At 35.2% G+C, this 23,089-nt stretch carries 14 protein-coding genes; 8 read left to right on the plus strand and 6 right to left on the minus strand.

From position 1 onward, the window contains the following. The first annotated feature begins 21 nt into the window (after positions 1-21). The gene (locus KMW28_RS03895) at positions 22-504 is read left to right on the plus strand and encodes a hypothetical protein (protein WP_169667169.1); all 483 of its coding nucleotides are present in this window, start codon (positions 22-24) and stop codon (positions 502-504) included. A 175-nt stretch (positions 505-679) separates the two neighbouring features. On the opposite strand, the gene KMW28_RS03900 is transcribed toward KMW28_RS03895, so the two are convergent. After that, positions 680-1,843, minus strand: a complete 1,164-nt coding sequence (locus KMW28_RS03900) for a BamA/TamA family outer membrane protein (RefSeq protein ID WP_169667167.1) — start codon at positions 1,841-1,843, stop codon at positions 680-682. 428 nt (positions 1,844-2,271) lie between these two features. On the opposite strand from KMW28_RS03900, the gene KMW28_RS03905 reads away from it, so the two are divergent. Then, on the plus strand, positions 2,272-2,757 hold the full coding sequence (locus tag KMW28_RS03905) for a GNAT family N-acetyltransferase (RefSeq protein WP_169667165.1): 486 nt from the start codon (positions 2,272-2,274) through the stop codon (positions 2,755-2,757). 60 nt (positions 2,758-2,817) lie between these two features. Here the strand turns inward: KMW28_RS03905 and KMW28_RS03910 are convergent, their stop codons facing one another. From KMW28_RS03910 to KMW28_RS03930, 5 genes are all read right to left on the minus strand, one after another. After that, on the minus strand, positions 2,818-6,075 hold the full coding sequence (locus tag KMW28_RS03910) for an AsmA family protein (protein WP_169667163.1): 3,258 nt from the start codon (positions 6,073-6,075) through the stop codon (positions 2,818-2,820). Positions 6,076-6,258: 183 nt separating this feature from the next. Further along, the gene (locus KMW28_RS03915; RefSeq protein WP_169667161.1) at positions 6,259-9,231 is read right to left on the minus strand and encodes a two-component regulator propeller domain-containing protein; all 2,973 of its coding nucleotides are present in this window, start codon (positions 9,229-9,231) and stop codon (positions 6,259-6,261) included. Between the two features lie 142 nt (positions 9,232-9,373). Next, positions 9,374-11,578 carry a glycoside hydrolase family 3 C-terminal domain-containing protein gene (locus tag KMW28_RS03920; RefSeq protein WP_169667160.1) on the minus strand — a complete coding sequence of 735 codons (2,205 nt, stop codon included), beginning with the start codon at positions 11,576-11,578 and terminating at the stop codon, positions 9,374-9,376. Between the two features lie 102 nt (positions 11,579-11,680). Further along, the gene (locus KMW28_RS03925; protein ID WP_169667158.1) at positions 11,681-13,366 is read right to left on the minus strand and encodes a RagB/SusD family nutrient uptake outer membrane protein; all 1,686 of its coding nucleotides are present in this window, start codon (positions 13,364-13,366) and stop codon (positions 11,681-11,683) included. A gap of 2 nt (positions 13,367-13,368) precedes the next feature. Continuing rightward, the gene (locus tag KMW28_RS03930) at positions 13,369-16,473 is read right to left on the minus strand and encodes a SusC/RagA family TonB-linked outer membrane protein (protein ID WP_169667156.1); all 3,105 of its coding nucleotides are present in this window, start codon (positions 16,471-16,473) and stop codon (positions 13,369-13,371) included. Positions 16,474-17,072: 599 nt separating this feature from the next. Between KMW28_RS03930 and KMW28_RS03935 the strand changes: the two genes are divergently transcribed. The 6 genes from KMW28_RS03935 to KMW28_RS03960 all read left to right on the plus strand — a co-directional run bounded on the left by KMW28_RS03935 (position 17,073) and on the right by KMW28_RS03960 (position 22,995). After that, positions 17,073-17,777 (plus strand): hypothetical protein, encoded by a 705-nt coding sequence (locus KMW28_RS03935; protein WP_215585800.1) that lies wholly within the window; start codon positions 17,073-17,075, stop codon positions 17,775-17,777. A gap of 104 nt (positions 17,778-17,881) precedes the next feature. Next, complete coding sequence (locus KMW28_RS03940) at positions 17,882-18,865, plus strand: NAD(P)H-dependent flavin oxidoreductase (RefSeq protein WP_169667152.1); 984 nt, start codon at positions 17,882-17,884, stop codon at positions 18,863-18,865. 104 nt (positions 18,866-18,969) lie between these two features. Beyond that, positions 18,970-19,338: a DUF423 domain-containing protein gene (locus KMW28_RS03945; RefSeq protein WP_169667150.1), complete on the plus strand. Its 369-nt coding sequence runs from the start codon at positions 18,970-18,972 to the stop codon at positions 19,336-19,338. Position 19,339: 1 nt separating this feature from the next. Then, positions 19,340-21,043: a single-stranded-DNA-specific exonuclease RecJ gene (recJ, locus tag KMW28_RS03950; protein ID WP_169667148.1), complete on the plus strand. Its 1,704-nt coding sequence runs from the start codon at positions 19,340-19,342 to the stop codon at positions 21,041-21,043. Positions 21,044-21,079: 36 nt separating this feature from the next. Then, the gene (locus KMW28_RS03955) at positions 21,080-21,907 is read left to right on the plus strand and encodes a rhomboid family intramembrane serine protease (protein WP_169667146.1); all 828 of its coding nucleotides are present in this window, start codon (positions 21,080-21,082) and stop codon (positions 21,905-21,907) included. A gap of 176 nt (positions 21,908-22,083) precedes the next feature. Further along, the gene (locus KMW28_RS03960) at positions 22,084-22,995 is read left to right on the plus strand and encodes a rhomboid family protein (RefSeq protein WP_169667144.1); all 912 of its coding nucleotides are present in this window, start codon (positions 22,084-22,086) and stop codon (positions 22,993-22,995) included. Positions 22,996-23,089: the final 94 nt, after the last annotated feature.

The raw sequence follows: 23,089 nt of genomic DNA on the forward strand, positions 1-23,089 counted from the left end.
ATCTACTTTAACTTTATTGCTATGAAAAATATATCAGTATTTGTCGTTGTTGCTTTAGTATTTATGGCCTTGTTATCTTCTTGTGGAGGTAGAAACATTGAAGATGTTATTCCAAGATCAACTGCATTTGAGTTTTCAAGAGGAACAGAAATGTATATCACAGAAGGCAAGTTTCAAGATACGGTGAAAATCGATATTTATGTTCCTGCCAAAATTGTTACAGTGGATGTAAGTACGCCTTTTGGCAAAGAAGATTTTCATATCAATTTAGCTGAGGAGCCAAAAGAATTTGGTGAGGAAAAGATGCAGGAGAGTATGCTTGGAAAGCACACTACTTACAGACATGTATTGGGTGCGAAAGATGTAAGAGTGCATTTAGTTCCTGAAGTGATGAACTCATTATCAACAGGAAAGCATACCATTACATTTGCTGTTCTGGATGAAAAAGACGAATACAAACAACGTGATTTAAACATCACTGTTGTTCCTGAAAAGAAGAAATAAATACCCCAATAACTACATACATGACCACATTTTCATCAAGAGAGTGTGGTCAGTACTCGAATAGAATTTCAACAAATATATTATTTACATGTTTATTTAAACATAGGCAAGAAAGGCTATCTCAATATGTATTGAAATAGCCTTTCTGATTTTTAATATATAACTATTTTAGAGTTTATCTAAACCAATTAGACCCTACCGTTAGGTACCAAGCCCAAACTTCAGGACCTCTTGCAATGTCGATACCTGCGTGTAAACCATATTCTTTAGCAATAAAATATCTAAAGCCACCACCAACGGCATATTGCCCTTTTGAGAAATCAAACTGATCAATTTTTGGTGCAGTAAAACCGGCACCAGCAAAACCAACAGCACTCCAACGTTTTGTGAATTGCCATCTCCATTCAGTTTCTAAAGTCAAAGCATTATGGTCTTGATATCTTAAGGCTTGAATACCTCTTAAATTGATGAAAGGAAGTTCATAAAAGGGAACACTATCGCCCCATTTAGCGGCATAATTTAAACGGTATCCAGAAAATAACTTCTCTTTGATAATCGGTTGATAAAAATAAGTTCTATGGCTAAAATTCCAATAATCGTTATCACCACCCAAAGCTTTATCAAAAACACCAAACTCTGTGGCAGACATAATTCCTTTGGTAGGGGTAAAAGTGCTATTTCGAGAATCCCACATACCCACTAAGTTCAGTCCACCTAGATTGTTCTCTTCTTCCAATTTACCTAATTCAGGCGTTTTGGTATCAAAAGAAACGTCATTGTTAAAATAGACGTAATTGAATCCTGCAAACATAGGGACTTTGGCTACTGGTCTAAATAATAATTCATGAAAAGTAACAAAGCCTTTCATGTTGAATTCGTACTCTCCTGCATCGAGTACGTTTCCACCATAAAAAGTAAGATTTGGACTGATATAGCCAACCGCACCGGTATAGCGTAAACGATCGTTTAAATACGATCCTTGATGGGCGATCATCGTCAGCCAAGTGCCATTTTCTGTATAAGCACCGGCTACAGCGGTCATCACTGGCGGTAGGTTTTTATTATTTTCAAAATGTGCGGTAGAATCGACTACTACTCTTTCTTTTTGCTGACCATGGAAAAATACCCCTACAAGTCCACCTCCAAGACCAACGGCTGGTTCTGTAATTAAAATGGGTACAGGTAGAAAACCAAAACCGGCATTTAAAAATCCGCTGACATCTACACAATGATCTGCAGAATCAATAAAATAATCATTGAATTTACTTTGAGCATAAAGTATTTGAGTAGATAAAATTAGTGTAATGAATAGAAGTAACTTTTTGTAATTAATGTTCATGATGAGGAGTTTGAATAGATAAATCAAATATACATTCATAAAGGTGAAATATCTCTTTCAATCTCCTAATCATTTATAAAAAAAGTCCATCTCAGTTTTTCTGAAATGGACTTTCAATGCTTATCGTTTATTCTTTCGATCTATTGGGTGATTTTGTTGTGAATAGATTTCGATTGATAAACCAATTGCTTTTACTCCTAGTGAAACAATTTTAACGCAGTTAGAAAATATAGATCTCATAATATAAAGTTTTAATGGATTGATTTTATGTGATTTGAATGATATTCTTATATAATAACGTACTAATTATTCATTCGTTCGAATAATTAACATACTTTCATTTAATTTTTGAGTTCTGAATTATTTATCTCAGTTTTAAGGTTATATACTAAATATCAAATTGTCACCAATTCAGAAAACTAAGACTCATGAAAACTTCCAGATTATACCTCACATTGTTATCAGAAAGTGATTTAGACGAGGCCATTGCTTTATTTAAAGAGCCAGATGTAATGAAATTTATCTTTCCAATGGTGGATAAATCAGATGAGGAAAGAAAAGTAATACTTAAAGTAAAAATTGAAGAAATATGTCAAGATATTGGTTTTTTCTGGACTGTAAGAAATAATGCAGATGAACTGATGGGTATAGTGAACCTAAATCCTATTCCTGGAAAAACAGATATACAAATTGGTTGGATATTCAGTCCAAGATTTGCAGGGCAGGGGTATGCCTACGAAGCATCAAAATTGATATTCGACTTCGGTATTCACGAACGAAAGGTGAATCCAATTTATGCCATTATCGAAGAAGGAAACGATAAGTCTGTACGATTGGCCGAAAAGTTAGGCTTAAAGTGGTCAGAGTCCTATGAGGAAGACGGTATTAAAATCAATAAATATAAGTATCAATAAAAAAATGGCTGCTAGAAAAATTTAAATCTAGCAGCCATTATTCTTTTTAGTGGAATGATATTATTTCCCTTTGTTCTTTTTGCCTTTACCTAATTTGATGTCGTAATCATCAATATTTCCTTCGATTCGGACAGCAACATATTTGCCTCCCTCATCTTTTTGAATTTCGTCCTCTTCGTCATCTTTTTTCTTCTTACCTCCTGTTAAGGTATTCCAAGCGACAGAACGAACAAGTTTAAAAGGTACCTCTACCATGTATTTCATATCCATATTCAAGTGTTGCTCTCCAGATATGTATAACTGCCCAATTGTTGAGGCAATGTCCATACGTGGAATGTAGAATACACCATCTTTTACCGTAAAATTGTTTTCGATCTTATCGAAACGAATATTACTCATGTCTTTATTACCGAAATAACGAGCCATAGCTTCTAAAGGACCAAAATTCACAATACGACCATCAGAAAGTGTCATTTTGATATCTGCTGTTGTATGGGCAATATCCACACTCAGATCATTATTGATATGCGTTTTTGCTTTCATATTGGCATTCAAAATACCATCAAAGTTTTCGGCCATATTGATTTTGTCCCCTTCGTATTCAACTTCAAAATCAATTTTTGATAGATCGACATTTGTTAGAGTCGCATCACCTTCTAGAATTACGTTTTTAGGATTCTGTGTATCCGCAACACCACTCATTTTCATACTTCCGACATCACCCAGCTGGACAGAAACGCCATTTAAGACCACTTTTTGATCGGTGGTAGTCGATACTTTACCATCGAAGTTTTTGATGTTCATGTCCATCAACTTCATGGTATTTACTTTGATGTCTAATTCCAATTCAGGATACTTGATCGCAAAAATATCAACAGGTTCTTCTTCCTGTATCTGCTGAGATCTTGATGCAGAAGATTGTTCATACGTTTCTTCCGGCAGGGTCAATTTCAAGAGTTCATTAAAATTGATGAGCTTCGCATCGACTTGGAATTGTCCTTTAAAGTCTTTTCGAGTACTGTCTAAAACATTCAATAATTGAGCATTGAAAGTCATATCACTTTGACCGATCTTACCTTTAAAATCGTTCAGGTAAACATCTTTGTCTTTTTTGACCAACTCGAATCGGAAATCTCTAAATAGGAGTGGAGTGATACTTAATCGCCATTTTAGACCCTTCATCCATACTTTAAAATCAGGAACTTTTTTATCGGAGAACAATTCTTGATTGACCACATCGATACCACCTTGGATTTGGAAGTTGTTCATCTTTTCGTTTTTAAACGATTTTGGAACAAGTAATGAATCTCCGTAAGTGAAGAAGTCGACAACACGCATAGAGTTTGAACGTATATCAAATCCTGCTTTGATTGTAATAGCAGAGTCTTTGTAAACGATACCATCGTAATTATCAAATCCTCCTCTGAAATAGAAATCTGACTCTCCGATATTACCTTTTAAATGATCAATACCTAAAGCTTTTGGCGTAATGCCCATCAAACCAGATACATTGTGAATCGATTGGAACTTATCAAAAGAAGTTTGAAGGTTGTTGATCGTTAATTTACCATAAGGTAGAATCTTATAATCATTCAAACTTTTTGAATCGGTTTCCATAGTGAAATCGATATCGATATCGTGTAGGTTGTCGGCCAAATCGATGGCAGCAGAATCGGTATATTCAAGTAATTCTCTAACCAGTAAATGATTGGACTGAAGACGAACATCTGCCTTAATTGGCGTTTGTATTCCTAAAGCATAGAAAATTAAGTTGTCGATGTTTCCGTTAAATTTAAAGTCAGAACCATCTACCTTAGCCATAAAATCTTTGATACCTACATGGTTTTCCCAAATGTATAAGGTAGCATTAATATCTCTTGGCGACATTCCTGTCGGAATATGTCTCACGTGTCCATCACTTAGCTTAAGATAGATTTTCTGAGAGTTTCTACCAGATTGGATAAACTTCTTTTTCTTCACATCGATATCGTAATTCACATCGGCTTTAAAAGCAAGTTTACCCCCTAGGCTATCGAATGGAATACCTGTCAGTAAATCATCGAAGTTTTCCAAAGATAAATCGGCTTCCCAGTTTAAATCTACGTGCGGTTTTTCAATTCCATTTGTAACGGATAAATCACCTCTAGTAAATCCATTTGTTGTTTCAATATTGAATTTATTCAAATGGAATTCTAATTGAGATAGATCTGCAGAATCACCTGTATTTAATGAGGCTTGGAAACTGAAGTCGTTCAGTCCATAAGGTGTTTTTAAACTCTTTAAGGTAAACTTATCTAAAGCGACATTTGCAACAACTTTTGGTAGCGTTGCTTTCGATTTACCAGTGATTTTAGCATCAAACTCTAAACCACCTAAAGTACTTGTATACTCTGATTTGATCTTATCCATATCCATCTTACCATTAGCAAGAAGGTTAATGATGTTCAGGTCTTTTTGTGAGGCGGTTAGATTTAAATCCAACGTTAGATCATTTGGAATATCTACCGTACCATTTAAGGCAAAAACGGCTCCTTCAATATCAAAATCACATTTTTTGATGTCGATGATTTTCTTCACTCTATCGAAAGTGAGGTTGGTCTTCATCTCCAAATGTTTGTTTTGCCAGAGTAGCTTTTCTTTATCTTTAATCCCTAATAATTCAACATTTACTTTCAGTTTATTAGAGATAATATTTTCGTTATAAGTAAGGGAAGTTTTGATGTTTTTCACCTGTACGCCCAATCCTTTATCCGTCATCTGATTGTATACAATCACTTTCACGTTTTTCAACGAGAATTTATCCAATTGTACATTAAAAGCAGGAGGGGCAGCTTGTGTGGTATCTTGTGGCACTTCTTCTACTTGAGTCGTATCACTTAAATCAATACCAAGTGCATTGGTTAGGTTCAGCGAACTGTCTTTATAGGCATAAAGGTTCACTTCTCCATCATGAAGTTTAATTGCTCCTACTTTAACATCACCGCCAATAAGGGCCATGACATCTACAGAAACAAAGAATTTATTTAAAGCAGCAATAGGTCGTGCTTCTTCTTTTCTTAATTCAGCTTTCTTTTCGTAGTAAGCAATACTATCAAGCTCTAACGTGAAATTCGGGAAGTCTTCAAAAGGAGCAATACCGATCTGACCTATATGTAGTTCGCCATTTTGTTCCTGATTGACTGCCTCAATTACTTTTTCCTTTATGGTTTGTCTGTTGAGATAGAATAAGAGTACTCCGATGATAAGGATGCCAAATATTCCTAAGATAAAATACCCAAACAGTTTAAGGATTCGTTTTCCAATACTTTTATTTTCCACTATTTTGATTTTTTGGGGATACAGAAATAAGTATAATCAGTACTATACTACGTTATTATTGCGGATAAAGGAATTAAAATCTCTATTTTTTCTGTTTTTTTAAGGCTGATTAAATTTATTATATAACACGAATTAAAATAGTTAAAATACCACCTTGATTAAATGCAAAAATGACCAATAGACTTAATATCTATTGATCATTTTTGATAATGATTTACGTTGCTCTAATCCGATTTTTTTTCTAATTCTATATCTTGATGTTTCAACGGTTCTGATACTTATATTCATCAAAGTAGCGATTTCCTGATTGTCCAAATCCATTCTAAGATAAGCACAAATCCTTAATTCTCTTTTACTTAAGTCGGGATATTCGTGTTTAAATCGCTCTAAAAAGTTATTATGCGATTTATTGAATTCATGTTCAAACTCGTCCCAATAAGTATGATTCTCACTTTCTTTATCAATTTCTCGAACTAGATTTTTGATTTTCCTTTTTTCTGTGCTTCCAAAAGTGACAGACATCTTTTCTAATTTGGATTTAATCTGCTGTAAACTTTGGTTTTTGTGTAGGTGACTAATAGTGATGTTGGTTAACTCACTCTTTGTCTGATCCAATTCCTTTTCCAACGTATCATTCTGTATCATAATTTGCTCACGATCAGCTTGAATACGCTCCAAAGCAAACTTCTTCTTTACGTTCATCATTCTAATTCGGTGGAGCACGTAAAACATCAGAATAAATAGGAGTAGAACGGCAGCTCTAAACCAATTCGAATACCAATATGGCCCATTGATGATTACATCTATCGAAGTTCCCTCTTTGTTCCATTTGCCATGATTGTTCGACGCCATCACTTTGAAGGTATATTTACCTGGATCTAGGTTGGTATAGGTTGCTCTTCTTCTATTGTTGACGAAGTTCCATTTGCTATCGAACCCTTCCAACATATAAGCATATTGATTTCTATCGGTCTCAGTAAAATTCAAACCACAGTAGTCGAAGTTAATGACCGACTGATCATAATCAAGTACTATTTCTTCTGTTTCTGATACCGATTTTTTAAGGACTGAAGTAGAATCATGTGGTAATTGAGGAATATTAAATAGATCAAAACCTGTGATATATACCGGAGGTAAATGCTTGTTTTCCTCTAATAATATCGGATTGAAAATAGTAATGCCTTCAGTTCCTCCCACCATAATTTCTCCACGATCGTTTTTTGCTGCTGAGTTATAGTTAAAGGAATTATTTGGGATATGAAAGCTGACGATTTTCTCATCCGATAAAGAAAGTTTTGAAATATAGTTCTTCCCTATGAGAATTAAGTTACCAAGGTTATCTGGTATAATATTGTATAGCGGAAGTTGTGGAATACCATCATCTTCATCGATTAAAGTAAACTGATTACTTTCCGGCATATATTTCACCAATCCGGAAGCTGTAGCCAACCAAATTTGCTTTAATTTATCTTCGTAAACACTCTTTACATAACTGATATTGTGATTATCTTTAATTAATGTGCTTAGTAAATCGGTATGCCACTTGTTTTCTGATCTATTGTAATAAATGACCCCTCCATCGGTACTGAACCAAATGTTAGATTGACTGTCTTCATAGACGTGATAAATGTGATGTTGACTTAAATTTTGGTAGTTGATGTCTAACGCCTTACAAGTTTGTGTGTCTGCATCGTATTGTACTACACCACCACCTAAAGTGGCCATCCAAGTCATGCCAAATTTATCGGTGATCATCGCCCAAATATGATTACTTGGTAAACCGTCTGATTTAATAGATCGTTTTATCTGTTTATAGGTACGACGATCATTTTGATATATTCTAAGACCTTCACTGTAAGTACCCACCAATAAATTTCCATACTTATCTTCAGTAATACATTTCACAACATCATATACCATATTGTCTGTGATCGTCCCATCAATATTAAAGTGGTCGAATTGATTATTTGTATTCTTTTTCTGACGATGTAAACCACCCCAATCTGTACCAATCCATAATTGTTTTTTACTATCAGTATAAATACTTAATACAGGTTTATTAGGTAGGGAAGTCGTATTACAAGGGTCGTTACCGATGGTACTAAAAAAGTTCTTTCTAGGATCGTATTTATCCACGCCTTGTAAATAACAGCCTAACCAAACATTTTCTTGGTTGTCTTTATACAACGACCAAATCACGTTAGAAGACAAAGATTGATGATCGACTTTAGAATTACTGATATTTTCAAATTGTTTAGTGGTCACATCAAAAATATCTAAACCGCCTCCATCATTTGCCAACCAAAGTTTATTCCCTACCTGAAGAATATCTCTAATGTTATTACTACTAGGACCATTTTCCTCCTCTACATACGTCGTGTATTTTCCAGATAGTAAGTTATATTCAGCCAATCCTCCACTGTTACTACAAACGTAAAGCAAAGTATCGTTATAGATACAGAGGTTTTTCTTCTCGTTATCTTCTAAATCATCAAGAGGTAGGTCGGTGTATTCAACTTCCGAAAATTGTAATGTGTTTTTATTGTAAACACTAAGTTTTCGGTTATTCGTAGCAAGCCAAATACGATTCCATTTGTCTTCAACAATATCGTATACTTGTTCGCCATTAATACTGTTTTTATGGTCTGATAGGACATATTTTATGGACGATTTTCGGTTCTTTTGAACAACAGCAACACCTTTTTCTGTACCAATCCATAACTTTTGTTCTTTGTCTTCAAATAAACAATTGATAGAACCAGTTTGGATCAGGTGATCTTTGGTATTTCCTCCAGTAAAATGTTCGAAGACTTCCAATTTAGGGTTAAATCGACTGATGCCATTATTAAAATAGCCCACCCAAATATATCCATCACTATCTTGAATAAGAGAGGAAATCATATTGTCGTTTGGACCTTTATTTCCACCCATATCATAGACATAACGGTTAATTTGATAACCATCATAACGGTTTAAGCCTTTAAAAGTGCCAAACCACATAAACCCTTTGTCGTCTTGTAATATACTTCCAACAGTTGCATCAGATAAACCATCTTCCACTTTTAGATGATCGAATTGTTTATTGTAATTTTGAGCATAAGTTGGTATATAAATAAGCAGCGAGAGTAACAGATAATATGTTTTTAATTCTTTCAATTTCAAATACTTCAATCAGTTAGTTGTTTTAGAGATTACTTAAGGTACTTTTTTAAGAATGGATTTCAAAATTTTAAGATGACAAAAGGAACATAAACTTATAGTAAATCTATGTTCCTTACATGTCCCTGGAAGTTGCCTGCTAGTTTATTCGGTCCGTAATTCTGACCTTCAGTTTTCTTTTGATGTTGTTAGAGGCATTACCTACATAGATGTTATAATCTCCTTCTTCTAATACCCAGGCTTTTTGTTTGGTATCATAATATTTGAGATCATCGGTAGAAAATGCTAACTCAATTTTTTGATTTTCGCCTTTACTAAGTTTCACCTTTTTGAAAGCTTTTAATTCTTTTTCTGAACGCTCTACACTTGATTTTGCTTTCCCAACATATACTTGAACCACTTCGGATCCGGCGACATCGCCGATGTTGGAAAGACTACAAGTAATAGAAATACTTTCTGAAGATGTGAATGATTTTTTGTTTGCTTCAATGTCGGTAATATCAAATGATGTGTACGATAGTCCATAACCAAAAGCATATTTAGGAGTAATTTTTTTGGTATCGTACCATCTGTATCCTACCAATATTCCTTCTTTATATTCTACTGTAGTACCATCACCAGGATAAGCTCTTTTATCAAAATGATGGGCTGGATTGTCTTCTAGTTTTACTGGAAAAGTAAAGGGTAGTTTTCCAGAAGGATTTACATCGCCAGAGATAATATCAGCCAATGCATGTCCTGTTTCGCTTCCTAAATACCATCCTTGAAGAATTCCTTTCACGTTTTTAGACCAATCAGTTTTTACAGCGTTTCCGCTAATAATTACCACACCCAATTGTTCGTTTACTTTTGCAATTTCATTAATTAATTGTGCTTGCTGATACGGTAATTCGTAAGCTAAACGATCACCTCCTTCACAGTCTTGATGATGATTTTTATTTAAACCACCCACAAAAAGAACAATGTCTGCTACTTTAGCTAAAGCGATGGCAGCTTGATGTAAGGAATCTTGATCATGCGGAGCAGGAAGTACTTTATCATACATTGGAGGCCCTGCAGAATACCCCATTGCATAACTAATCTTCGCATTTGTAAATCTTTCTTTGATGCCTTCTAAAGGTGAGATTTCATGTTCTGGTTTTAATTCAGATGAACCTCCTCCTTTAGTCATCATTCTTGTAGCATTGTCGCCAATAACCGCTATATGAAGTTTTGCAGAAGTAGAAATAGGGAAGAAGTTTTTCTCGTTTTGAAGAAGTACTATTCCTTCTTGACCAATCTTTCTAGCAACATCAAGGTGTTCTTGTGAATTGATAGATCCGTAAGCTCGATTTTTATTCATCGATGTACGAAACATTAATCGGAGAATTCTTTTTACTTTATCATCCAGTACACTTTCAGGTACTTCACCTTTCTTAAGTAGTTCTTTAAAAGGTCCTGCAAGAAAATAATTTTCGTAATGATCAACCTCTGAGTAGGTGAGCCCGTTGGTTCCTGTACCCATTTCAATATCAAGACCATATAAGGCAGCTTGTTTACTGTTATGTGCAGCACCCCAGTCCGTTACTAATGCTCCATCAAATCCCCATTCTCCTTTTAGAATGTCGTTTACTAAATATTCATTGTGGGAACAATATTGACCTCTAAACTGATTATAAGCACTCATGATAGACCAAACATTAGCTTCCTGTACGGCAGCTTTAAATGCAGGTAGATAGATTTCTCTTAAAGCTCTTTCGCTCATCTCTACATCCACGCTCATTCTTTGATGCTCCTGATTGTTGGCCACATAGTGTTTTAAACAAGCAGCCACTCCATTGCTTTGTAAAGCTTTAATGTAGGGAACAACAAGCTTGGAAGATAAGTAAGGATCTTCTCCCATATACTCAAAGTTTCTACCATTTAGAGGAGTTCTGTAGATGTTTACACCCGGACCAAGGAGAACATCTTTTCTTCTGTATAAGGCTTCTTCCCCTACTGCTTTTCCATACTCACCGGCAACTTCAGGATTAAAACTTGCCGCTAGGCAGGTAAGAGAAGGGAACGCTGTAATAGAATCATTTGTCCATCCAGCGTAACCCCAATCATCCCAATTGATTTCAGCTCGTACACCGTGAGGACCGTCAGACATTAATAATTCTGGAATACCTAATCGACCTACACCGGGTACAGAAAATTTAGATTGTGCATGGCACATAGCCACTTTTTCATCAAAAGTTAATTGATGGATAATGGAGTTGATTTTATCTTCTATTTGTTCGTTAGTTTGTCCCAGTACTTGAAAAGAACAGAAGCAAACTACCGTTGTCAAAAAGTAAATAGCCTTATTGGAAAATCGTATCATAATGTTTCGTTATCACCTTGTAGTTTGTAGGGGCATTGCTAAGCAACACCCCAACTCACTACAATTTTTGTCTATTGTTCTCTATCAAAAAATTTGGAAAGTTTAATAGCCAGCGTTTTGTTTTAATGAACCTAATTGATCCAATTCACTTTGTGGAATTGGCCAGAATCCTTTTTTAGCCACATCAAAAGTTACTTCAAAGTGAGCAGGAACACCTAGTTCACCTCTTAAATCATCGCCAAAAACACCACCGCTAACTTCTGTATACTTAGGATCATCTGCAGGTCCTTTACTTACAGTGTAATTAGTGATATCCAATTCTTGTTTAGCATATTCTAATCCTCTACCCAATACATCAAAGTAACGATGACCTTCCATAGCTAATTCAACTCTTCTTTCATCATAGATGTCATCCATTGTTACATTGGATTTAGCAGTTAAACCTGCACGTGCACGAATAAGGTTTACATATTCGTCTGCTTTTCCTTGATTACCTTCTTGCTTGTATAAAATAGCTGCTGTTAAGTACATATCAGCCAAACGAATGTATACATAGTTTTGAGGGAAGTTCATTGCTTCCCAAGTAGCAGGAGTGATAGAAGCGTGTGTAGTATACTTGAAAGTAAAGTAACCTGTCCAAGCGTGACCTACTTCCAATAAACCTTTAGGATTACCTGACTCGTGATCTGGATTTACTCTCCATGCATCATCAAGTAGTTTTTCTGCTGAGATGATTGTTACATCTTTTCTCATATCACCTGCTTCGTAGGCATTGACTAATTCTTTAGAAGGAATACCGAATCCCCATCCACCAGTTAAGTAATTTGAGTTGTCTTTGTTTACTTTATAACCACGTGGTCCAGCCATTTGACATCCCATGTTACCTAACTTTTCTGTTTGCCATTGGTCCCAACCTGTATCTGCGTGAGGGATTTCGAATAAAGATTCGTTTGTCCAATCGCCTGTAGCACCCCAAAGCGTAGCATAATCCGCTTCTAACATTCTTCCAGAATTTAGGAATAGGTCTTCTAACTTTCCGATCATGTCCGTTCTTGTAATGGGTTGTCCATCTAGAACTGGTAATGCATCTTTTTTATAATATCCTGTATAGAATACAAACATTTTAGCCAATTCTGCTGTAGCTCCCCATTTGTCTAATCGCCCACTACCGTGCTCTTGGCTATCTGGTAATAACTCAATAGCATCTAGCATATCTTTAGCAATGTATGCATACGTTTCATCGACAGGAGATTGAGTGATTTCGCTTTCTCCAGCAGCAAGATCAACAATGACAATATTTTCGTAATGTCTAGCTAATTCGTAATAGAAGTGTGCTCTTAACATTGTAGCTTCTCCAAGCATTCCATCTGCAGCTTCTTTTTGGGAGAATACATCCGAATTAAAGTTGTTAATTAGTGTATTTGCTCTTTGGATAGCAACATAGCATTTCTTCCAAGCTTGTGTAGTTTGATTGTTGGCAGCAGTTAAATTGAACTGTCCCATTAATTGCCATTCAATTTGATCTGAACCACCAGCACCTCCACCGGCATAGCTATCATCTGACATTAAATCAGATAACATATTTAATGGTTGATATGTCCATTCGTAGTAATCTCTTGATAGAATACCATAAACACCCACTAATGCTTTTTCATGATCAGCTTCTGATGCAAAGAAAGCTTCTGTAGACACTTGGTCTGTTGGTTGAACGTCTAAGAATTTCTCCCCACAACCTATAAGTAGTGATGTGGATAAAGATGCAGCTATTAATATATTTTTTAGTTTCATGATTAGAATGTCAAATTAGTACCGAAAATGAATGATCTTGCTTGTGGATAAGAACCTCTGTCCATACCCATCCCCATTGTTCCACCGTGACCAACTTCTGGATCTAAACCAGAGTAGTTAGTGAATGTAAGTAGGTTGTTTCCTGAGAAGTAAAAACGAACATTTTGGATTTTCGCTTTAGATAAAACAGATTGTGGAAGTGAGTATCCAAACTGTAAAGTTTTCAAACGAACATAAGAAGCATCTTCTAAGTGAACCATGTCATTGATAAGCGTAAAGTTATCACCTGCTGTATGACTCCATCTTGGGAAGCTATTTGTACTACCTTCACCAGTCCAACGATCTAAGAATCTAGTATTGTAATTGTGAGCACCTGCACCAATTGCGTCCAATCTTAGAGCTGCAACGTTAAATAGTTTGGCACCTGTTTGACCTTGGAAGAAGATACTTAAATCAAAGTTTTTATATTCGAAACGAGCATTTAAACCTAGTGTCCAATCGTGGAAAGGATCACCAATATCAGTTCTATCAGCAGCGTTTAATTCTCCATCACCGTTAGTATCTACAAATCTGATATCACCTGCTACTGCAGATTTTCCTAGTGCTTCGTTATAAGCTTTTGCTTCAGCATCATTTTGTAAGATTCCGTCTGTTTTGTATCCCCAGAAGTACGGTAATGAATGACCTTCTTTCATGGCTAACTGACCATCGTAGAAATCAGGTTTGTAACCTAGAATATGATCTTGACCATCTATGCTTAACACTTTATTGTCGTTGTAAGAAGCAATTGCTGAGATATCATATCTGAAATCACCTTCTGAATTCTTATAGTTTAATGTCAATTCAAAACCTTTATTTTGTACCGTACCAATATTTGCTGTTGGAGCACCGATACCATAGATTAATGGAATTGGATTGTCTGATAACAAGTCTTTTCTTCTACGATCGTATAAGTCAACATTTAAGAAGAATTTGTTTTGCCAAAGTCCTACATCAAAACCTACGTTCATCTCTGTAGCAGTTTCCCATTTAATAGCTGGGTTAGGCATTTTCTGAGCAGCAAAACCTGTGTAACGTTGACCGTTGAACATGTATTCTTCTGTTTTACCAATAGTTGATAAGTAAGCAAATGGTTGGATATTTTCGTTACCTACTTCACCATACGATGCTCTTAATCTCATAAAGTTTACAATATCTGACGATTTGAATAAGTCTTCTGACATTACCCAGCCTGCTTGAAGTGACGGGAATAAGGCAAATCTGTTTTCCGGACCAAAGTTTACTGAACCATCATAACGAAGAATTGCAGTAAATAAATACTTGTCTTTGTAGTTGTAGTTAGCTTTACCAAAATAAGATACAAGACGGTGTAAATAACGGTTACCATCGTTTGTTTGTGATTCATTGTTCACTTTATTATCTAAATAGGCATTTTGGTATCCGCTAAACTGTAACTCAGTACCACTACCGTTGATCCACTCATTACTATGTTCTCTCGCTGTATTACCAATTAGAGCTGTGATTTTATGATCTCCAAAGTCGTGAGTGTAAGACAACGTATTTTCCCATTGCCAAGTAGTTGATTGTGATTGTCCTTGACGTACTGAACTTAAGCTGTTTTTCTTCGTAAACTGATCGAGTGATGAAACTGGAGTATATTCTCTAGATTTTGAAGTACCTAATTGGAAACCAAAATCAGTTTTAAAGTTTAACCCTTTGATCATTTTAGGTTGGAAATTTAAGTACACATTACCAACAATATTATTATAAGTGTTTTCTTGGTTTGTGTTGTCTATAATACCTAACGGGTTAGTTATACCTTGTAAGTTAAGATCAGACATACCATAATATCTACCGTCATCTGATTTTACCGGAGCAGGAACAATTGCATCGTATTTAGCATAATCACTTTCTGGAGCATAAACTGGGGTAACAGGGTCGTGAAGTAGCATTGACGTCACTGCACCTTCATGTTCGGTTTGTTCTAATAAACCATTTCTATTCTCTCTTGAGAAGTTTAAGTTTTGTCCAAAAGTGAATGAATTAGAGATTTTATGATTACTATTCAATCGTAAACTTAAACGGTCATAAGTCGATTTATCTCCACCGATGATACCATCTTGAGCAAAATAACCGATACTCGCCATGAAAGTAGATTTTTCGCTGCCACCACTTAAACTTAAACTGTGGTTTTGAATAGGAGCATTTTGGAACACTTCATCTTGCCAATCTGTGTTAGCAGCAGGAGGATTAGATAAATCCCACTTTTCTCCGTTTCCTGCATTTACAGAACCTTCATTATGAAATTCCATATACTGTTGCGCATTCATTAAATCAGCTCTGTTTGCTGCTTGTTGTACACCATAGTAACCATCGTAAGAAACTGTCATCTTACCAGATTTACCTTCTTTAGTTGTGATTAAAACCACACCGTTAGCTCCTCTAGACCCATAAATTGCAGAAGAAGCAGCATCTTTTAATACTTGGAAAGTGGCAATGTCGTTTGGATTAAGATAGTTGATATTATCCATCTGTACACCGTCTACAACATATAAAGGACTGTTGTTACCGTTAGAACCTGTACCTCTAATTCTAATATCTATACCAGCACCAGGCTGACCAGAAACGTTGGTCACTTGAACACCAGCAGTTCTACCTTGAAGAGACTGAGCAGCGTTCAATACTGGAGTTTGTAAGATATCATCGGTCTTTACAGAAGAAATAGCCCCTGTAACAACAGCCTTCTTTTCCACACCGTAACCCACAACAACGATTTCATCAAGTTGCTTTTCGTTCACTTCCAAGCTAATATCAAATGTTGTTTTGTTATCGATACTCACCTCTTGGCTTTTATAACCAACGAATGAAAAAATTAGTGAAGTAGCGTTTTCTGGTAAACTCAATTTAAACTTACCTTCAAAATCAGTTACAGTACCTAGAGTAGTTCCTTTTACTGTAACACTAACACCAGGAAGAGTCTGTTCATTTTCATCTATAATAGTACCGGAGACAATACGGTCCTGTGCATAAGATGAGGAACCTAAAAGCAAAGAGAAAGCAAATGTGAGCATAAACCACATTACTTTATTTCGTATTAGTTTTTGCATTTTCGTAATAGAATGTTTTTTGTTTAAATAAATTATAGGACGTTGGACCAGCTTCTTAATATAATTTTAAGAGACAGCTGTTAAGTCGATTAAAATATTACCAATGTTTAGATGTTGGTAATGTTCATTTCACAAGAGAATTGAATAATTCATTTCATAGTTAGATAGATTAAAGAGTTGATTCATTTCATTTTATTAAAGACATACGCTAATAGTTTATTTTTTACTAAGAAAAATACTATTGGATTGATATCAATGTCTTTGTGGACAATACATAGGTAGCGTTTTGATAAATCAGGTTCAAAAATAATAAGTATCATTATTACACTTATATTACTACATTTTTACTATGGTATTTTGTAAGCAATTGATTACGAGTTGTTTGTTTGTTAAAATTAACTAATTTTTATTTCGATTAACTTTTTTATTTTTAGACGATTTACCATAGAAATATTCAAAGACTACGTAATCAAATATGAAATAACAGATGCTGATATAGTATTATTTTTATAGGATTTTAATTCAATTAATATTAGAAATCTGACTTAATGATTAAATTGAAACTAGGTAAAGACAACTATTCTTTGATAAAAAATATAATGATAGAAAATCAGGAAATCGCAGAAACAAAATCAAAAAACTGGAAATGGGTAATCACTAAATTCTTGATGAAAAGTCTGTTTTATTCCTTCCTCATCTATCTACCTTTTTTAGGGTTGATTAGAAGTGGAATCTATTTCTATCATACCTATCACTTAAACACATGGATTGGATTATTCTTAGGTATGATTTTTTCCTTTTCTTGCATTGCTATTTATCTTTTGATCATCACGAAACTGTTTTTCAAAGACAAGAGATTATCAAAAAGTTATTTGAAATGGTTAAGTGGTATTGTTAGTATTTTGGTCTTGGGCTACACAGTTTTTTCTCTACTCTCTTTCACCGGAAAAAATGCGAAATCAAATAAAGTCAAAGCCGAATACAGTTCACTTCATCCCTACCTAAAAATATCCGTCCGCACTTTCCTATTCTTTGATAACGATTTAATCATCACAGACCTATCAAGAACTTCAGACGATTACACCAAAATGGGCTTAAAGAAAAAAGATAGCTCATTGCATTTCATTCAAAATACCGGATACACCCACGCCATGGATCTAAGCACAAGAAACCGTCCCTTCTGGATGATTTGGTCTGCCCAACTCTATTTCAAATCCCTCGGTTTTAATGCCGTTAGGCACGGAGGAACGGGAGATCATTTGCATGTTTCCTTGTCGACTTATGAAAAGCAAGGGAGTTGGTAGGGAACCTCACTTGCTTTTCTCCCCAATATTTATGATCTTGAAAAAAACAAATAGTATGCTTGCATACCTTTTTTAACTAACTTAAAATACCAATACACAACACTATGGAAAAGATTTCCACACCGCTAACCGAAATGTTGGGGATTAAATACCCTATGATTATTGCTCCGATGTTTTTGGTTTCTAATGCTGCAATGCTGAAAGCTGCCATAAAAAGTGGAGTAACAGCGGCGGTACCTGCTTTAAATTATAGAACGGATAAGGCTTTTAGAGAAGCCATAGAAGATATACGCGCAGAGACGGATGGACCTTTTGGGGTAAATTTGATTGTGAATAAATCGAATATCCGTATGATGGAGCAATTGAATACTTGTGTGGAAATGAAGGTAGACTTTATCATTACTTCTTTGGGTTCTCCGAGAAAGGTGATTGAACTTTGTAAGCCTGCAGGTGTAAAAGTATTCTGTGATGTCGTTGATGTACATTATGCCAAGAAATGTGAGGAATTGGGAGCGGATGCTGTTATAGCAGTAAATAAAGAAGCAGGTGGACATGCTGGTCCAACTCCGGCTACTGAACTTGTTCCTGCATTGGTGGAGGCTTGTAACATTCCAGTAATTTCTGCTGGTGGAGTAGGCAATGGATATCAATGGAAAGAGAAATTAGAATTAGGAGCAGTGGGTATTTCTATGGGGTCTCCTTTTATTGCTACGGAAGAAGCAGGTGTCTCTCAAGATTATAAACAAGCTTGTGTAGATTATGGAGCGAAGGATATTGTGATGACCACGAAATTATCAGGTACTCCTTGTACAGTAATTAATACGCCTTACATGCAAGAAATTGGAACCAATCAGAATTGGTTAGAAACTTTCCTGAATAAAAATAAGAAGCTAAAGAAATTCGCAAAGATGTTGACGGCTTATAAAGGCATGAAAATGTTAGAAAAAGCGGCAATGTCGGCCACCTACAAAACAGTTTGGTGTGCTGGACCATCGATTGAGTATGTAAAATCAATCCGACCAATAAAAGCAGTGGTCGATGAAATGGTGGAACAGATGACAACATCAAAAGTGGAAGTAGAGAAATAAAGATACGATCCAATCAATCATTTTTTTGTATGGCCCCAACTTGGTAAAAGTTGGGGTTTTGTGTTTACTTTCCCTAAATTTACTCATCTAAACAGACAAACAAAATGAGTAAGAATTTAATTACAATTGGGGCGATCATTTTAGCCCTAGCCGTGGGAATTGGTGCTTTTGGTGCACATGGCTTAAAAGCTACATTAGAGTCGTTCGGAAGAGTAGCTACTTTCGAAACAGGTGTCAAATATCATTTTTATCATGGATTAGGACTCTTATTATTGGGAGCCCTATCTGATAAAGTAGAAGGAAGCTGGTTAAAGTGGTCGGCTACATTTATGATTTTGGGAATTATTATTTTCTCAGGTAGTTTGTATATATTATCTGTGACAGGAATGAATTGGTTGGGAGCAATCACGCCAATTGGAGGAGTTGGATTCATCGCCGCTTGGGTGGCTTTAGCCATAGGGGCAAAAAAATAATATGAATAAAGAATGGAAATTGGCTGAACTGCCAAAAGAAGAATATGTAAAGGAATTGTCTAAACAACCTAATGTTCCACTGTTGATTACGCAATTGTTGGCACAAAGAGGAGTGAAGACGCTACCTGAAGCAAGAAATTATTTTCGACCAACTTTAGAAAAGTTGCACGATCCTTTTTTGATGAAAGATATGGATGTGGCCGTTGCACGTCTAACCATAGCTATTGAAAAAGGGGAACGTATTCTATTTTATGGAGATTATGATGCTGATGGCACTACTGCAGTTGCATTGTATATGCACTTTTTCCGTTCTGTCTATAATAATGTCGATTACTATATTCCTGATAAATACGCAGAAGGGTATGGCGTTTCTGAAAGAGGAATTGACTATGCACATACCACCAACTGTCAGTTAATTATTTCTTTGGATTGCGGTATCACTAGTTTTGAAGCTATCGATGCAGCCAACAGAAGAAATATCGACTTTATAGTTTGCGATCATCATCAAGTTGGAGAGGAGTTACCGAAAGCTACTGCAGTTTTAAATCCTCAGAGAGAAGATTGTAACTACCCTTTTAAAGGGTTGTCAGGTTGTGGAGTCGGCTTCAAATTACTTCAAGGTTTTTGTCAGAAACACGGCATTGACCCAACACCATTATGGAGTCACTTGGATTTAGTGGCGTTAGGTACAGCCTGTGATGTTGTTCCAATGGTCGATGAAAATAGAGTACTTTGTCATCAAGGAGTAAGTTATTTAAAGAAAACCAAGAAGGCAGGACTTTTAGCGTTGTTTTCTAGTTTGAAGTTGGATCAAAATAATATTACGTTAAATGATCTTGCTTATTCATTAGGACCTGTAATTAACGCAGCAGGCAGGGTCGCACATGCACAGTATGCCGCATCAATTTTATCTACAGAAGATCCTAAAGAAGCCAAGGAATTAGCAGTAGAGTTAAATCGATTAAATGGTTTACGCAGAAAATACGATCAACAAAATACGGAAGAAGCTTTCACGCTTGGTGAAGAGGAAAAGGACAATAGTATTTTGGTGTTGTATAAAGAAGATTGGCATAAAGGTGTTTTAGGAATTGTAGCTTCGAAATGTGTGGCTCAATTTGGTAAACCGACGATCTGCCTAACACATTCAAGAGGTGAGGTGACAGGTTCTGTTAGATCCACCGATAATTTTGATATTCATGAGTTACTTACGGATTGTGACGACTTGCTAGATAAATTCGGCGGACACACTTCTGCCGCAGGTTTGTCATTGAAAGAGGAAAATTTGTCAGCATTTAAGGAACGTGTCATTGACAAAGTAGACAAAAAAATGAATGGAAAGGAATTTGTTTCCTTCAGAAATATAGATTTAAAAGTAAATCTAGCTGACATTAATTTATCTGTTGCCAATATCCTTCAGCAAATGAAACCTTTTGGTCACGAAAATGAGATTCCAGTATTTTTAGCTGAAAAAGTAAAGGTAACTGATACCCCAAGAGTACTTAAGGATAAACATTTAAAGTTTAATATAGTTCAGCATGAAGGCGATCAAGCATTAAGTGTGATTGCTTTTAACCAAGTAGAAAAATTAGAAGTAATTACTACTTCTGTGTTTGATATATTATTTAAATTAGAAATCAACGAATTTAGAGGGAATAAAACACTTCAGTTGAATTGTGTTGATATCAAAAAATCAGAGAATGAATAAAGGTATACTACCTCATTACTCATCACTATAAATTATATGAATTTTCAATTAACACCTTACGTTAAGGGCATATTAATAGTCAACTTAATAGTATTTGCTTTAGCCAACCTATTACCAACACAGGAATTAAATGGATCAGAGGTAAATATCATCGTTGCTTTTTTAGGGTATCATTATCCTAAATCAGATTTCTTCCAAATCTTTCAGCCCATAACCTATATGTTCACTCATGAGAGTTTTAGACATATTTTTTCTAATATGTTTGCCTTAGTGATCTTTGGGCCAATGTTGGAAAATGTCTTGGGTTCTAAGAGGTTTTTTACGTTATATATGATTTGTGGCTTAGGTGGAGGTGCATTGTATGGTCTAACCAACTATTACGAAATGCATACTATGGAGATTGATGCCGCCAATTTTATTACTGATACTACTCCTGAGAATTTGACGTATTTCTTTGAACATCATGCAGAGAATATACTTCAATATAATCCAGATATAAATACATTCGTCCTAGATGATTATCCTACACATTTTGAAAATCATCCTGAAGTTCAAGAACAAGCGATATCGTATGTAAGACAACTGACCTTATTGAATTTTGATACACCAATGATCGGTGCCTCAGGAGCCATTTTTGGGATACTATTTACTTTTGCTTTCTTATTTCCAAACTTACGTTTGATGCTATTATTCCCTCCAATACCGATTAAAGCGAAGTATTTGGTAGGCGGATATATCCTTTTTGAAATTTACGAGTTAGTACAAAATAATCCAGGTGATAACGTAGCTCACCTTGCTCACCTTGGAGGTGTTTTATTTGCTTACTTCTTGATGAAGAAATGGAAGTACATGAGTTATCAATAAAATGTACATAAGTAGAAGGGTAACAAAATTTCATTTTTTTAAAACAGTGAATTTATGTAAATTAATAAAACCTAATTAATTTGCTTTACCATCTACCAAAGTCTACATCAAAGACGTGTGTAATATTAATAAGCAGTATGGATAATCACTATTAAACCATTACAATATCAACTCTTATGAACGGTTTTATATCAGATTTAAAATATACGTGGAACAAGCCTGGAAGTGGATTACTTCGATTGATCATTATCAATGTTATCATTTTCGTTGTAATGTCATTACTTAATGTGTTATTGACTTTCTCAGGGTATTCATCATTTTTTGAAATGAATATTTATGAGAATCTAGCTTTACCTTCTGAATTTACTAGCTTTTTATATAAGCCCTGGACTTTGGTTACCTATTTCTTTGTTCATAGTATGAAAGACTTTTTTCATATTCTTATGAACATGTTGATATTATATTGGTTCGGAATGATCTTTACCGAATTCTTAGGGGATAAAAAAGCTGTCATCCTATACTTCTTAGGAGGATTAATGGGAGGTATAGTTTATCTTTTGATATATAACTTAATTCCTTATTTTGATGGTGCCAATGCAGTAGTTGTAGGAGCTTCTGGAAGTGTTTTAGCTATTGTAGTTGGTGCAGCGACGATTGCTCCAGATTACAGAATAAACCTTTTGTTTATTGGACCAGTAAAAATTAAATGGTTAGCAGCTTTTTATGTAGTGATGTCTATATCTGGATTAACTGGAGGAAATGCTGGTGGACAAATGGCGCATTTAGGAGGAATTATCATGGGATTCACTTATGTTAAAATGCTCCAAAAAGGTACAGATTTAGGAGCTCCATTTTACGCTATCGAAAACTTTTTTGATAATCTTTTATCACCAAAGAAGAATTTAAAAGTGGTTTATCGTAGAGATAAAAAGTCGAAATCGAAAACTAAAGCAGGTAAAGAAAATACAGATCAACCTACACAATCTAGAGTAGATGAGATCTTGGATAAGATATCAGACAAAGGATATGAAGGCTTAACTCAAGAAGAAAAGCAGATCTTATTCAAAGCAAGTCAACGAAAACATTAAAATGTTAGTGAAATCTCAATTATTTTATTGATATTGTAATAAAATTCATAAAAAGTTATTTCTTTTGTAAAGGAATAGCTTTTTTTGTTGAAAA

Origin of the sequence: Flammeovirga yaeyamensis (assembly GCF_018736045.1) — a bacterium.
In the GTDB taxonomy this organism is placed as follows: Bacteria; Bacteroidota; Bacteroidia; order Cytophagales; family Flammeovirgaceae; genus Flammeovirga; species Flammeovirga yaeyamensis.

What these genes read in the sequence shown, in the direction of transcription:
- KMW28_RS03895 (WP_169667169.1), top strand. Translation starts at nt 22, where the DNA reads ATGAAAAATATATCAGTATTTGTCGTTGTTGCTTTAGTATTTATGGCC.
- KMW28_RS03925 (WP_169667158.1), bottom strand. Translation starts at nt 13,366, where the DNA reads ATGAAACTAAAAAATATATTAATAGCTGCATCTTTATCCACATCACTA.
- KMW28_RS03960 (WP_169667144.1), top strand. Translation starts at nt 22,084, where the DNA reads ATGAACGGTTTTATATCAGATTTAAAATATACGTGGAACAAGCCTGGA.
- KMW28_RS03945 (WP_169667150.1), top strand. Translation starts at nt 18,970, where the DNA reads ATGAGTAAGAATTTAATTACAATTGGGGCGATCATTTTAGCCCTAGCC.
- KMW28_RS03900 (WP_169667167.1), bottom strand. Translation starts at nt 1,843, where the DNA reads ATGAACATTAATTACAAAAAGTTACTTCTATTCATTACACTAATTTTA.
- KMW28_RS03905 (WP_169667165.1), top strand. Translation starts at nt 2,272, where the DNA reads ATGAAAACTTCCAGATTATACCTCACATTGTTATCAGAAAGTGATTTA.
- recJ (WP_169667148.1), top strand. Translation starts at nt 19,340, where the DNA reads ATGAATAAAGAATGGAAATTGGCTGAACTGCCAAAAGAAGAATATGTA.
- KMW28_RS03930 (WP_169667156.1), bottom strand. Translation starts at nt 16,473, where the DNA reads ATGCAAAAACTAATACGAAATAAAGTAATGTGGTTTATGCTCACATTT.
- KMW28_RS03940 (WP_169667152.1), top strand. Translation starts at nt 17,882, where the DNA reads ATGGAAAAGATTTCCACACCGCTAACCGAAATGTTGGGGATTAAATAC.
- KMW28_RS03955 (WP_169667146.1), top strand. Translation starts at nt 21,080, where the DNA reads ATGAATTTTCAATTAACACCTTACGTTAAGGGCATATTAATAGTCAAC.
- KMW28_RS03935 (WP_215585800.1), top strand. Translation starts at nt 17,073, where the DNA reads ATGATAGAAAATCAGGAAATCGCAGAAACAAAATCAAAAAACTGGAAA.
- KMW28_RS03920 (WP_169667160.1), bottom strand. Translation starts at nt 11,578, where the DNA reads ATGATACGATTTTCCAATAAGGCTATTTACTTTTTGACAACGGTAGTT.